This is a genomic window from Nocardia sp. NPDC004573, from assembly GCF_053602135.1.
On the sequence record NZ_JBSGDA010000007.1, the window covers coordinates 164,609 to 178,401 of the forward strand.

The 13,793-nt window shown below is 69.0% G+C and carries 13 protein-coding genes; 6 read left to right on the forward strand and 7 right to left on the reverse strand.

What is annotated here, in order from left to right; genetic code table 11:
• Window position 1: 1 nt before the first annotated feature.
• Both mftD and mftE read right to left on the reverse strand, forming a co-directional pair.
• A complete protein-coding gene (gene mftD, locus ACWEKR_RS14105; RefSeq protein ID WP_452354804.1) occupies window positions 2–1,225 on the reverse strand; it encodes a pre-mycofactocin synthase MftD in 1,224 nt (407 codons plus the stop codon).
• Window positions 1,222–1,923 (reverse strand): mycofactocin biosynthesis peptidyl-dipeptidase MftE, encoded by a 702-nt coding sequence (mftE, locus tag ACWEKR_RS14110; protein WP_452354805.1) that lies wholly within the window; start codon window positions 1,921–1,923, stop codon window positions 1,222–1,224. The genes mftD and mftE overlap by 4 nt, the downstream gene beginning before the upstream one ends.
• 64 nt (window positions 1,924–1,987) lie before the next feature.
• On the opposite strand from mftE, the gene mftR reads away from it, so the two are divergent.
• From mftR to ACWEKR_RS14140, 6 genes are all read left to right on the forward strand, one after another.
• Window positions 1,988–2,584, forward strand: coding sequence for a mycofactocin system transcriptional regulator (gene mftR / locus ACWEKR_RS14115; RefSeq protein WP_159844017.1), 597 nt, complete (start codon window positions 1,988–1,990; stop codon window positions 2,582–2,584).
• Window positions 2,585–2,723: 139 nt separating this feature from the next.
• Window positions 2,724–3,629, forward strand: coding sequence for an STAS domain-containing protein (locus tag ACWEKR_RS14120; protein WP_063018025.1), 906 nt, complete (start codon window positions 2,724–2,726; stop codon window positions 3,627–3,629).
• A 13-nt stretch (window positions 3,630–3,642) separates the two neighbouring features.
• A complete protein-coding gene (locus ACWEKR_RS14125) occupies window positions 3,643–4,032 on the forward strand; it encodes an STAS domain-containing protein (protein ID WP_039798459.1) in 390 nt (129 codons plus the stop codon).
• Entirely contained in the window at window positions 4,022–4,435 is a 414-nt protein-coding gene (locus tag ACWEKR_RS14130; protein WP_195083374.1) for an ATP-binding protein, read from the forward strand. The genes ACWEKR_RS14125 and ACWEKR_RS14130 overlap by 11 nt, the downstream gene beginning before the upstream one ends.
• Entirely contained in the window at window positions 4,428–5,060 is a 633-nt protein-coding gene (locus ACWEKR_RS14135; protein WP_452354806.1) for a SpoIIE family protein phosphatase, read from the forward strand. The genes ACWEKR_RS14130 and ACWEKR_RS14135 overlap by 8 nt, the downstream gene beginning before the upstream one ends.
• Window positions 5,057–7,348, forward strand: a complete 2,292-nt coding sequence (locus tag ACWEKR_RS14140) for a SpoIIE family protein phosphatase (protein WP_452354807.1) — start codon at window positions 5,057–5,059, stop codon at window positions 7,346–7,348. Before ACWEKR_RS14135 ends, ACWEKR_RS14140 begins: the two co-directional genes overlap by 4 nt.
• Here the strand turns inward: ACWEKR_RS14140 and ACWEKR_RS14145 are convergent.
• The 5 genes from ACWEKR_RS14145 to ACWEKR_RS14165 form a co-directional block, all read right to left on the reverse strand.
• Window positions 7,293–8,357 carry a DUF4185 domain-containing protein gene (locus ACWEKR_RS14145; protein WP_452354808.1) on the reverse strand — a complete coding sequence of 355 codons (1,065 nt, stop codon included), beginning with the start codon at window positions 8,355–8,357 and terminating at the stop codon, window positions 7,293–7,295. The two genes, ACWEKR_RS14140 and ACWEKR_RS14145, sit on opposite strands and share 56 nt — an antisense overlap.
• 331 nt (window positions 8,358–8,688) lie before the next feature.
• Entirely contained in the window at window positions 8,689–9,696 is a 1,008-nt protein-coding gene (locus tag ACWEKR_RS14150) for a DNA topoisomerase IB (RefSeq protein WP_452354809.1), read from the reverse strand.
• Window positions 9,697–9,855: 159 nt separating this feature from the next.
• Window positions 9,856–10,566: a hypothetical protein gene (locus tag ACWEKR_RS14155; RefSeq protein ID WP_452354810.1), complete on the reverse strand. Its 711-nt coding sequence runs from the start codon at window positions 10,564–10,566 to the stop codon at window positions 9,856–9,858.
• Window positions 10,567–10,600: 34 nt separating this feature from the next.
• Entirely contained in the window at window positions 10,601–10,978 is a 378-nt protein-coding gene (locus ACWEKR_RS14160; RefSeq protein ID WP_195083380.1) for a PepSY domain-containing protein, read from the reverse strand.
• Between the two features lie 473 nt (window positions 10,979–11,451).
• A complete protein-coding gene (locus ACWEKR_RS14165; RefSeq protein WP_452354811.1) occupies window positions 11,452–13,764 on the reverse strand; it encodes an arylsulfatase in 2,313 nt (770 codons plus the stop codon).
• Window positions 13,765–13,793 lie beyond the last annotated feature (29 nt).

Sequence of the window (13,793 nt, forward strand, 5' to 3'; positions counted from 1 at the left end):
TTCAGGCGGGCGTAGCCGCGTGATCGGCGGGCGCGCTTGCCGCGGCGGGCGTTTCCGGCAGCCCGAGCGCTCGCTCGAACCCGGCGGGCACCACCACGTCCGAGCGGTCCAGATCGGTGACGCGTGTCTTGCGCAAACCCAGCAGCGCCGAGTCGATGCCGCCGCGCAGGACGTCCAGCACGTTCTCCACGCCGGCCTGCCCGTTCGCGGCCAGCCCCCAGAGGTAGGCGCGCCCGATCAGCACCGCCCGCGCGCCCAGCGCCACGGCCTTCACCACGTCGCTGCCGCGCCGGATGCCACCGTCGAGCAGCACCTCGATCTGCGAGCCCACCGCGTCCGCCAGCACCGGCAGCGCCCGGATCGCGGCGGGGGTGCCGTCGAGATTGTTGCCACCGTGGTTGGACACCGAGATCCCCGCCACACCCGCGTCGACGGCGCGCAGCGCGTCGTCCACCCGCATGACGCCCTTGAGCAGCACCGGACCTTCCCACTGCTCGCAGATCCACCGCACATCCGCCCAGTCCGGCGGGGGCGTGCCCATCCATTCGCCGTAGGCGCCGAAGAAGCCCGGCGCGGGCGCGTCACCGACGGCCATGTTCGGCGCGGTCAGGTCCGGGATGCTGCCCGATCGCACGTACGTCGCCAACCAGCGCGGACGCGCCAGGGTCTGCGGCGCGAACTTCAGCATGGTGCGCAGATCCAGCTTCTCCGGGATGACCGGGCTGCCCCAGTCCCGCCCGTGCGAGAACGACCAGTCCAGCGTCAGGATCAAACCGACCGCACCCGCGTCCTTCGCCCGCCGCATCCGCTGCAGGATCTCGTCCTTGCCGCCGCACCAGTACAACTGGAAGAACGTCGCCGGGTTGGCCGCGATCACCTCTTCGATCGGCTTGCTGGCGAACGAACTCAGGCCCATCGCGATGCCGCGCGCCGCGGCTGCCCGGGCGACGGCCACCTCGCCGTCGGGGTGCACCGCCTGCACACCGGTCGGCGAGATCAGCACCGGCATCGAAAGATGCTGTCCCAGTACGGTCGTCGACTGGTCACGCGCGCCGATCGGCCCGGCCACGTGCGGCGCGAAACCCAGTTCGGTGAACGCCCGCTGGTTGTCCTCGATGGTCTGGCCGCGCTCCGAGCCGGCGATCAACGCTCCGTACACCGATTTCGGCAGCCGCTTCTTCGCCCGCCGCTGCGCTTCGGCGACGGTCTCGAACCACGGGTTCATGTTCCGGTCCTTTCCGGGGGATTCTCCGGCCACCAGAGCCGGGTTCGGTCGATCAGGTCGGTGCTCAGGTGCGCGAGCAGGGCCGCGCCCTCGGCGGCGGTCGCGCCCGCCGGGTCGCCGAGCACGCCGTTGGCGCTCACCGCGCGTACTCCGCCGCGACGCAGCAGCGGCAGCAGTTCGGCCAATGGGCGGGTGTCCCCCGCTGCGGCACGGTCGTCGCGTACGCGCGCGGGCGCCAGCGCCAGTTGCAGCGCCGTCTCCGACCGGCCCGCGTGCGGGTCGCCGTCGAAGCGCGGCAAGAACAGCCGCACGTCGCGTGACTCGGCGCGCAGCAGTTCCGTCGCCCGGCGCAACGCTTCGATGTTGCCGCCGTGCCAGTTGACCAGCAGGACGCGGTCGAAGGTGTCGGTCGCGGAGCGGCACAGCTCGACCACCAGCAGTTCCAGCGCCGCCTGCCCGATCGACAGCGTGCCGGGGAAGCCGGCGTGCTCGCCGCTGGCGCCGTACGGGATCGCGGGGCCGACGAGCACGTCCGCGCGCGCGGCGGCCAGCCGGGCGCACAGCGCCGCGGCGACGTCGGTGTCGGTGGACAGCGGCAGATGCGGGCCATGCTGCTCGGTCGCCCCGACCGCCACGGCGAGGATCGCACCCGCGGCGGCGCGCGCGCCCGCCTCGGGCCAGGTGAGATCCGCCAACATGTCGCGAGATTATCGTCAGTCACTGACATAATCAATAGTTCCGGTGGGCGAGCACAATCGAACGATGCTGGAGAACCGGCCCACGCGCGGCCGCCCACGAGGCACCACCAAGCGCGAACTCGAAGTGATCGCCATGCGGCTGTTCAGTGAACAGGGCTTCGACGAGACCACCGTCGAGCAGATCGCGGCCGCCGCGGGCATCAGCGGACGCACCTTCTTCCGGTACTTCCCCACCAAGGCGGAGGTGCTGTGGTGGCAGTTCGACGACGAGGTCGCCGCCCTGCGCGCCGCGTTCGCGACGGTGCCGGACGACGTGCCGATGATGACCGCCGTGCGCCGAATCGTAGTGAGCGCCAACCAATATCGTGCCGAAGACGTTCCGGAACTGCGCACCCGTATGCAACTGGTCGCCACCGTCCCCGCGCTCGCCGCCACCGCCGGTGCGCACTACGACGCCTGGGAGCGCGCCGTGAGCGCGTTCGCGGCGAGCCGGCTCGGCGAACCGGAGGACGGGCTCATCCCGCTCGCCGTCGGACGGACCACGCTGGCGGCGGCGCGCGCCGCGTTCGACGCCTGGCTGGCCCGTGCCGACGCCGACCTCACCGTGTATTTGGACGAGGCGCTCGCAGCGCTGGAACGCGGGTTCGCTACGGTGCCGTAAGGCCCGTCACACTCGAACATCCGGCGAACAAGCGGTAGGTTTCGCCGGTGACGCGGGTGGGGTATGACTAGGCTCGGAATCGGCTAGCGCCGAATGCACGAAGATCCCGACTAACCCGTCGAAAGGGGCAGGAGTTTCCATGTCCGAGGTGTCCATGAGCCTTTCGGCGGATTCCCTGACCGCGGGACCGGTCGACAACCTGCTCCCGCAGCTGGTCGAGCACCTGCGCCAGAACCGCACCGCGCTGCGTGAGGAATGGGCCCGGCGCATCACCGACGCGCAATTGCTGACCGCGATGACGCCCGAAGAAATCTTCTCCGAGGCCACCTCGGTCTACGACAACTACGTCGAGGTGCTCGAGACCGGTAGCGTCGAGGCGCTGCAGGCCTACGCGCGCGACCTGTCCGAGCGCATCATTCCGCGTGGCGTCGAGACCGACGAGGTGCTCGGCATCGTGCTGCTGCTGCGCGACGTGCTGGCCCGGTCGCTGTTCGAGAAGTACCAGGCGGACTTCGAACTGCTCAACGCGGTGCTCGACGCCTACGAACCGGCCGCCAACCGCATCGCCAACACCGTGGGCGTGTCCTTCGTCCAGGAGCGCGAGCGCGTCATCCGCCAGCAGCAGGAAGCGATCCGCGAGCTGTCCACCCCGGTGCTCCAGGTGCGTGAGCAGCTGCTGATCCTTCCCATCATCGGCGTGCTGGACAGCCAGCGCGCCCGCCAGCTCACCGAGCAGCTGCTGCGCGCGATCCGGGCCAACCGCGCGAAGGTGGTCGTCATCGACATCACCGGTGTGCCGCAGATCGACTCCACCGTCGCCAACCACTTGGTGCAGACCGTCGACGCGTCCGGGCTGATGGGCGCGAACGTGATCATCACCGGCTTGTCCTCGGAGATCGCGCTCACCCTGGTCACCATCGGTTTGGATCTGTCGAAGATGAACGCGGTCGGCGACCTGCAAGGCGGTATCGAGGAGGCGGAACGGCTGCTGGGCTACGAGGTTTCCCGCGTCACCGAACGGGTGACCGAACGCGACGGCCGCTGATCAGGCGCATCACATGCCGGTTCCGATTCTCAAACAGGGGACATATCTCATCGCGTCGGTGCAGTCCGCGCTGACCGATGCCGATACCGAACGCCTACAGGACGACCTGATGAAACAGGTCAGCAAGTATCGGGCCCACGGCATCATCGTCGATGTCACCGCCATCGACGTGATGGATTCGTTCGCCGCGAGATCGTTGCGTACCATCGCGCACATGACGCAGCTGCGCGGCGCCGAAACGGTGATCGTCGGTCTGCAACCGGAAGTCGCGTTCGCCATGGTGCAGCTCGGGCTCACCTTCGAGGACATGCACACCGCCCTCGATCTGGAAGAGGGACTCGCCTGGTTGGACCGCAAGATCCCAGCCCGTCGCCAGCGAGACGGTCGTGACAGTGGCCGCTGAGAACGTGGTGATCGCGGTCAGGGTGTCCGGGGACATCGTGACCGCACGTCAAGCCGGACGCGAACTGGCAGCAAAACTCGGATTCACCCTGACCGACCGCACGATGATCTCGACGGCGATCTCCGAGATCGCCCGCAACATCACCAGTTACGCGGGCAGCGGCGAGATCCGCCTGCTCGTCGACGACCGGGAGGGTCGGCAAGCCCTGGTGGTGCAGGCCGAGGATCAGGGGCCCGGCATCCTCGACATCGCCAGGGCGCTGGAGGACGGCTATTCCACCGGACGCGGGCTCGGCCTCGGTCTCCCCGGTGCCCGGCGATTGATGGACCGGCTGACCGTGGATTCGGCGCCGGGCCGCGGCACGCTGGTGGAAATGTGGAAGTGGGTGCCGAACGGTGCATGAGGACGGGCTCATCGGCCGGATCGAGTGGGCGGTGGCCGGTCGTGCACTGCCTGGTCAACAGGTCTCCGGTGACCGCGGCGTCGTCCTCGACGCCGGCGGCGGCACCGTTCTGTTCGCGGTCCTGGATGGGCTCGGCCACGGCGCCGCCGCGGCGGACGCGGCCGATCGCGCCGCGCGGGTGCTGTCGGAGAACCGCGCCGAACCGCTGGACGTGCTGATGGTGCTGTGCCACCGCGCGATGGCCGACACCCGGGGAGCGGCGATCTCGCTCGCCCTGTTCGACGAGGGCGACACGGTGCGCTGGCTCGGGGTCGGCAATGTCGAGTCCCAGGTGCTGACCGCGGGCCCCGCGGGTCTGCGGGTGCACGCGACCGTCCTGCTGACCGCGGGCATCGTCGGCTATCGGCTCCCGGCCACGCTTCAGCCGCAGTCCATCGCGGTCCGTCCCGGCGACCTGCTGCTGATGTCCACCGACGGCATCGTCACCGAATCCACCAGCGACATCGACCTTTCCAAGTCCACCGCCGACATCACCGCCGAGATGCTCGCCCGGCACGCCAAGGACACCGACGACGCGCTGGTGCTCGCCGCGCGGCACCGCGGTGCGAGAGGGGCGGCCAGATGAGCGCCCTGCTGGCCGACTTCCTCGACGACTACGCCGATGCGCTACGGCGGCACGTCGCTTCGCCCACCCAGGCCGGCCTCGCCGAGGGGTACGAACTGGGCAGGCGTGCCCTGGTCGAAGGCATCAGCCTGCTCGATCTCACCGAGAACCACTTCCGGGTCGTGCAGGACGTGGAGGAACGGCGGCAGCAGGACAGTTCCGCCGAGGGCGGCGAATCCCGGTCCCGCCTGCCGGAGACCGCGCTGGAATTCCTGTTGCAGACCCTCGTTCCGCTGGACATCGCCACCCGTGGCTACCTCGACGGCACCCGCCGCTACGAACAGCAGCGTTCCCGCGCCGACGACCTCGCCGGACGCGACGCCTTCCGGACCGCGCTGGTGGAATCGCTGCAGGACGGCTTCTTCGTCGCCGACGCGCAGGGCACCATCATCGAGGTCAACACCGCCTTCGGCGCGTTGACCGGCTACGGCGCCGCGGGCCTCCCCTACGCGCTGCCGCATCCGTGGTCGAGCCCGGAGGGTCCGCGCTATCCCGACCTGGGCACCGAGGCGCAGCGCTTCGTCATCCCGATCCGCCACCGCGACGGCCGCAACGTGTGGCTCGCGGTGAGCACCAGCGCGCTGATCAAGCCGGAGGGCAACGAGCGGATCTTCGTCGGCACGCTCCGCGATATCACCGCCGAACACGATGCGCAGGCGCGTGACCAGGCCGCCTCCCGCCTCGCCACCGCTGTCGGTGCGGCCACCAGTGTGGTGGAAGTCCTCGCCGTCGGGCTCGACGAGGTGCGCCGCACGGTGGGGGCGGAGACCGCGGTGGTGGCCGTGTGGCCGAGCCGCAACGCCGTGCCGGAGGTGTACGTCTCCGGGGTGGGCGCCGACGGCGCGTCGCACGACGGCGCCGCGTCCCTCGACGACCGGTCGCGCGCGCTGCTGGATCGGGCCAGGCGCAGGCCACCGCGCAGCCTGCTCGCCATTCCGGACGGCGCCGAGAGCTCCGAGGGCATCGTCGCGCCGCTCGGCGAGACCGGCGACGCGGCGATGTGGTTGCGCTTCGCCGCGCCGCGGGCGATCAGCGCCGCGGACTGGACGCTGTTCTCCCTGTTGATCGGCCATCTCAGTCTCGCCGTTCAGCGGGCCCGCAACTTCGACCAGGCCCGCGCCACCTCGCTGACCCTGCAGCGCGCCATGCTCGGCCCGATCGATCTGCCGCCGCGTTTCTCGGTGCACTACGAACCCGCGCTGCCGCCGCTGGAGATCGGCGGCGACTGGTACGACGTGGTGCCGCTGCGCGACGGCACCATCGGCGTGGTGGTCGGCGACTGCGTCGGGCGTGGTCTGTCCGCCGCGGTGGTGATGGGCCAGTTGCGCACCGCCGCCCGTGCGCTGCTGCTGCGCGGTGCTGGGCCGGCGCAGTTGCTCGCCGAACTCGACACCGTCGCCGCGCGCATCCCCGGCGCCATGTGCACCACGGTCTGCGCCGCCGTGCTGGACCCGGTGCGCGGACTGGTCCGCTACAGCAACGCCGGTCACATGCCACCGATCCTCGCCGACGTCGGCAAGACCGGCCGGATGCTGGAAGGCGGACGCGCGGTGCCGCTGGCGACCTTCGATACGCCGCGCCGGCCGGAGGCCACCACGGCGCTGACGCCGGGTTCCACTCTGGTGCTGTTCACCGACGGCTTGGTCGAACAGCGCGGCGTCGACATCGACGAAGGATTCGCCAAGATCGCCGCCGTCCTGGCCGAGACCTCGGGGCGGCTGCCGCGCGAGGTGGCCGACGCGGTGCTCTCGCGGCTTCGGCCGGATGCGGGCTACGACGACGACGTGGCCATGGTGGTCTACCGCCAGCCGCCCGCGCCGCTGCGGCTGGACGTGCCCGCGCGCGCGGACGAACTCGCGGCGCTGCGGCGCACGCTGAAGGGGTGGCTGGCCGCCGCGGCGGTGCCGCACGATCTGGCCGCCGATCTGGTCGCCGCGGCCAACGAGGCGTGCAGCAACAGCATCGAGCACGCCTACCGCAACGACGACAACGGCCGGGTGCGGATGTCGGCCACCTGCGACATCGACACCGTCGTCATCGTGGTCACCGACACCGGCGACTGGAAGCCACGGGCGTCCGATCCCGGCTATCGTGGCCGTGGCATCGACATGATGCGCGCGCTGACCGAGCAACTCGACATCGACAACTCGGAAGCGGGTACGACCGTGCGCATGTCGGTGACACTGCCCGCGATCACGTTCCCGGTGGCCAATCCGTTGCGCGGGACGAACCGCCGCGTGGCCGGCTGATGACTCGTGCCGCAGTGATCGGAGCGACCGACCGGACCCCGTAGATCCGGAATTGCATACCGCGATATGGCATTCCGGATTCCGCCCATTCGCTGACGATCAGGCAGAATGCACCGTCGAATCTACTGTCCGGGTGGACATAGCAGCCATAGAGACGCGGCACGATGTCCGGCCCGCCCGGTGCCCAGAAAGACCCTTTCACGGGACGGTAGGTCGGGGCCGTGCGCCAGTTGTCGGTGATTCTCGCGGCGACTTTGACGAAAGCGCCGTAAGCCCCGGCGTCGAAGCCGGACATCACCCAATTCCCCTGAACCCGCCGCAATCCGATTTCGCCGAGCTTTGTGCCGTCGGCCAGGATGCCGAAACGTGGATCGCTGCCGGGATCGCGGCCCCATCCCCAGTCCCAGCCGTTCCACCCCCATCCCTGCCAGGCCGCCGGATCGGTGAGCGCCGTATGACTTTCCCGCACCCGCCACAGCAGCATGTTCTTGTTGCGGGCGAGTCCGCCGGTGGAGATGACGTAAACGAAGCCGTCGCCGCCGCGTTCCCAGGAAATCATGGTGCGTTTTCCACCGTAGGCGCTGGTCGACCACCGGACTGCGGTGTCGGTCCAGCTCTCGCCGTTGTCGTCGGAGTAACGGATCTCGCACCAGCGCTCGTTCGCCAATCCCTGGGTGACCATCACCCACAGATAGATTCGGCCGCCGATGGTGAGGGCGTCACAAGGCAGGATCGTGGAGTACTCCGGGTTGTCGTGCACATAATCCCAGAGTTGTCGAGCGCCCCGCGCGGCCGAGCCGAATTCGATCGGCACCGACATGTCGTGGGTACTGCTGCGCAGCAGCATCGGGGAACGCCAATTCGGGCCACCCACTCTCGGTTCGGTTCCGGAGAACGTGTCACCGAGCAGGTATCCGATTTCTCCACTCGGCATTCGGAAGGGGATGAACAGATCCGAGCCGCCGATGTCGGCCATGGGGAGCGGGTTCAAATTCTTGATCTTGGGCATCGCCGGATCCTGTCGATTCTCGGAGCGTCGCTTACCAGATCGGCTCGTAGGGATCACCGCGAAGTGCGGAGAAGTTGCTCGTCCAGTATCAGGCGACGATGGCTGTGCCGTTGCTGGTTCCGGTGAACGAAGGCAGGTGAAAATGCGGAAACCGACTGCACAGCTTGTGTTTCGGCAGCTGAGCGGGCTGGATTCCTGGATACGACCGGTGCCCGAGAGTCGATGCCGAGTGCGGCATCGGATGTGCACGATGTTCGCCGCTGACGCTCCCTCGCGACGATGCGATCACATAGCCGTCTTCATCTTCCGGCGCGTATCGGCCGGGGCGGTGTCATCGCATCCGGCGGAGCATACGGATTACGGCGCTGTCGATGATCGCCCGCTCCGCATCGGCCGACTCGGCTCGCCTCGCGCGCCGCAGTGCCGCGGCGACGGTCGTGCCGTTCTCGAATGCCGTCACGACCCGTGGGTCGACATAGGAGGCCTGGGCGACCGCGGGGGTATTGCCGAGAGCGGCGGCGACCTCGTCCATGACTTCCCGCACCGCGGTCCTGCGCGCCCGGCGTGCGGGTGGGCGTTCGATCGAACCGAACGCGGCAGCCGCGAGGACGGTGGCCTGCCAGGTGCGCAGATCTTTGACGCTGCACTCGCAGGCGGCTAGTTCGCGGAAGCGCGAGTTGATGTCGTCGGCGCGCAGTTCGCCGTAACGGCTACCGTACCGGTACACCAAGAACCGATCGGAATCCGCTTTGCTGCGCAGCAGCAATCGAACCGCTTTGGCGAGCAGCGGATCTCGGACGCTCACGCGGCGCCGGATGCCGCCCTTGGCGAGATAGTCGAAAAGCATGCGATCCCCGGACACCTCGACCTGCTCGCGTAGCAGCGTCGCGACGCCCCGGGTGCCGTGCTCCTCGGCGTACTCCTCGCCTCCGACCCGGAACACTCCGCGATCGACCAAGTCTACCGCCACCGCCTCCACCCGCCGCCGGGCGAGGCCACGCAACGCGAGGTCTTCCCGCACCTGGGCGCGGATCTCCGGCAAGCGCCCGGCCAGGGCCAGGACCCGGTCGAACTTCTCCTCGTCGCGCTCTTTGCGCCACTGTTCGTGGTACAGGTACTGACGCCGCCCCGCGGCGTCGACGCCGACGGCCTGGATGTGGCCGTTGTCGTGTGGGCAGATCCACACCTTGCGCCAGGCCGGTGGGATCGCCAGCCCGCGGATGCGCTCCAACGTCTCCTCGTGCACGGGTGCGCCCTGCGGGGTGCGGTAACTGAATCCGCGCCCGCGCCGGACGCGCTCGACTCCGCCGTCGTACGGTCGGCTACGGCGCAGTCGCATTCAGTCACCGCCGGTGACCGCGGTCCGGTCCCCACGCGGTCGCTCGTGTTCTGTCCTCACATCAGATAGCTGCCCCGTCCGGCACCGGTGAAACAACCCGAGCCGCCAGGACCCGGCAGTTCGGCCTGGCGGCGCGCTGGGCGAGAGTTCACCGGCGAGCTATTTGGCCGGCGGGACGAAGGGCTGATTGATCGTGGTGAAGTACTGCACCAGCGCGGCGACGGCCACGGGTGCGGTGACGAAGAGCTGACCGGCGAGCGTGCCCAGTGCGCCCACGGCCAGGATGCCGCCCAGGCAGCCGACGGCGGCGGCCGGGATGAACGGCCCGAACATGCCGACGATCGTCGCGGCGGCGACCGTGGCGCCTGCGATGCCGCCCAGCACGCAACCGACCAGGCCGCCGCCGAGCCCGCCGACGACGGTGCCGATCGCGGCGCCGCTGGCGATGGTGTCCTTGAGCCGGGTGAAGGCCGCGACTTCACGCTCGTACGGCGTTCGCCAATGCGCCGAGTCTTCGAACGGCAGAGCGACCGGGCGGTACTGGGCGTGGGCGATGTCGAAGCGTGGTGTGAGCGTCGCCGTTCGGCCGCTGATATCGGCCGCGATGGGGAAGACGAAGTCGTCGACCCGGAACTCGAGGGGCGTGCCCGCGAGTACGGTGCCGTCGGTCGCCTCGATCGCGAATATCCCGTTCTCGGCCCGCATCGAGCCCGAGTCGATCCGGACGACGACGTGCTCGGCGGAGGTGGTGGCGGTGTAGTTGACGACTTGGGCACCGGCATCCTGCGGTGCGGCGCCCGCGTTGCCGGCCGAGATGCCGGTCAGCGCGACAGCGAGCGTCGATATCGTGGCGATCTTGCGCAGATTCATGTCTTCGGAAACCTTGACCTTCGTTGTGTCGCTGTCAGTCCTGGCGCACGGTGCCGAGCACGGCCCCGCTGGTCGCGTCGATCGTCACCTCGTGCTCCACGCCGTCGGGTGTCCGGAGTTCGACATCCCACACCGTCGTCCTTCCCTCGTCGTCGAGTTCGGCGGAGACCACGGTGCTCCCCGGCACGGCTTCGCGCGCTTTGTCGCCGGCTTGCTCCCTGCCGATCGCGGGCGCCGCGGTGAGGGCCCACTCGTGGTCCGGTACGGCGGCGGCGACGGCCTGCCGGGCGGGCGATTGCGGACTCGCGGCAGCGTACAGCGCCACGGGGCCACCGACGAGGAGCGCGGCGGCAACGGCGCCCGCGAGCAGTCCGCGCCGACCGGACAGGCTACGGCGAAGAGTGGCTTTCATAGCGAACCTCCTGTGGGAATTGTGATCTCGAAGCTGAAGATCACCTTCGCAGCAGGGGGCTTAAGGCAGCCTGAAGGCGCCTGAAATCCGCTTCAGGAATGGCGAATTGCGATTTCTCCCGCCATTGCCGGGCCGCGGGAGTTAAGGTCGGTCACGGGTCGGGGGTTTCCGGGGGTTTTCGCATCGTCTCCGTCGGTCAGTCCCGACGCTGCCCGCGTCGGCCGTGCCCGCTGCTCGGTTGTCGCCGAGGCGCGAGGGTGGGTGTGCTCGATCCCCTCCGACTGCACCCACCTTCCCGGATCGCTGCGAGCGGCGTCGGTCGGTAGTGGCCCGACGATCAAGTGGCGTCGAGCCCGATACGCCGGGCGAGAAGGGAGATTCGGTATGCGAAGTGTTCGAGGACTCCCCCGATCTGCGCATGGCCGGACGGATATTCGGCGATGCCGGCTGATCGGCATCGGCGGCGCGCGAAATCATTCGGCGACGAACTCCGCCTCGCGCTCCACCGCCTCGATGGCCGGTCGCGGCACCCGAATCGGACCCGGCGTGTAGGTGATCGCGCGCAGCGCGCCGGTGTAGCGGAATGTACCGCGGCGTTCCCGCAGGTCCCAGGACACCGGGCCGCGGGCGTCGACGCCGACGGAGATCCCGGTCCACGGTGACATGCCGACCAGCTGCACCTGATCGAGCAGCCGCGCGAGGGGCGCGCCGTCGACCTCGAGAGTGAAATCCCATCGCAGCCGGGGTCGCACGATCGCGCGCACGGTGATCTGCCGCGCGCCGGCCGGGAGGGGTGATGTGGTGACGCTGTCGTAGCGGCCGTAGCTGTTGAGTACGAAGGTCGCCCGGCCGTCCTCGACGGAGAGGACATAACCACCCAGCGGATCACCGTGTGCGACCAGAACCCCTTCGTCACCGGAGGCGTAACCGGCGAGTTCCGCCTCGATGGCGAAGTCCCGGTAGGCGATCAGTCGCTGCGAGCGATACCGTTCCAGGGTCGGCGTGCCGGGCAGCAGCCGGACGGGAGCCGAGAAGCGTTCTTCTCCTGGCCGCCGCCGTGCCAGATGTTCGCGGGTCAGCAGCGGAAACACGGTGTTCGCCCAGGCGGATTCGTCCCATGCGGCGGCCAGTTCCGCGACCTTCTCCGGGAACCGCTCGGCGAGGTCGTGTAGCTCCGTCGGATCGGTGCGGACGTCGAACAACTGCCACTTCGGCTCGTCGATGTCGGTCCCCGGCTCGTACAGCGACAGCAGCTTCCATCCGTCGCGATAGAAGCCCCGGTTGCCGACCATCTCCGAGTACTGCTCGATGTGCTCGGACTCCGCCCGCGGATCACGCAGCGTCCGCACCGCCGAGACGCCGTCGAAATCCTTGGCCGGCAGCCCGTTGCGCACACTCGGCCGCCGCAATCCGGCCAGCTCCAGCAATGTCGGCGCGAGATCGGTGACGTAGGTGTACTCGTGGCGGATACCGTCGTCGCCCTCGCCGCGCGGCAGCCCCTCGGGCCAAGAGATCACGAATGGCACGCGCACACCACCTGCGAAAGTTTGGCCTTTGTAGAAACGGAACGGCGTATTCGATGCCTGGCCCCACCCGCGCGGATAGTGCACGCCCAGCTTCGCGGTGCCGATCAACTCCTCGTCGTGCGGGACGTCGCCGATCCAATCCGGATCCGTGATGTGGGCGAATTCCGCGAAATAGGTGCGGGTGCCCTCCGGCCCGCCCTCGGCGGTGCCGCCGTTGTCCGAGGTGAACACCACGATGGTGTTGTCGAGTTCGCCGAGTTGCTCGAGCGTGTCGACGATGCGCCCCAGGCTCTGGTCGATGCTGTCCACCATGCCCGCGTACACCTCCATGTACCGGGCGAAGCGGCGCTGCTGCGCGGGAGTCAGCGAATCCCACTCCGCGGCCTCGTAACCGGGTTCGGTGTTGCGGGGTTTCTGCTGCGTACCGGCGGGGAAGAGGCCCTGGGCGAGTTGCGCGGCGAACCGGCTGCGCCGCAGTTCGTCCCATCCCTTCGCGTAGCGACCGCGGTACTTGGCCAGGTCCGCGGGTTTCGCCTGCAGGGGGCCGTGCATGGCCACGTGGGCGAAGTACAGGAAGAACGGTTTGGCTGCGTCGTGCGCGCGGAGATCCTTGATGTAGGCGATGGCCTTGTCGGTCAGGTCGTCGGTGAGGTAATACCCCGGCGGATACTCCTCGATGTCGACGACCGAGGAGTCCGAGATCAGCTGATTCGGATAGTAGAAAGAGTTCAGCCCCTCGAGCGAGCCGTAGTAGCGGTCGAACCCACGCTGAGTCGGCCAGCAATCCCGAGGTGCGGCGGGGTTCATCGTGGCGTCGCGCACGAGGTGCCACTTGCCGACCGCGTAGGTGGCGTAACCATTGCCGCGCAAGATTTCCGGCAGGGTCAGCACATCGTCCGCGAGTTCCAGGCGCAGACCGGGATAGCCTGGGTCGGCGTTGGCGACGAAGCCGAACCCGGCGCGGTGGGCATTGATCCCGGTGAGCAGCGATGCCCGCGACGGCGAGCACAGCGGGGTCGTGTGGTAGTTGGTCAGCCGAAGTCCGTCGGCGGCCAGCCGGTCCAGCGTCGGCGTCTCGATCTCCGAGCCGAACGGGCCGATGTCGCTGTATCCCATGTCGTCGATCAGCACCACGACGATGTTCGGAGCACCCTCGGGGGCGGTGGGCGGGAAGCGCCAATCCGGCGTCGAATCGGCCGTGGTGCGACCGACGGAGCCGCCGAAGTCCTCGTAGCCGCGAGCATGGGGTGGAACAGGCATCTGTGCAGTCAAGCCAGCCGATCCCCTGC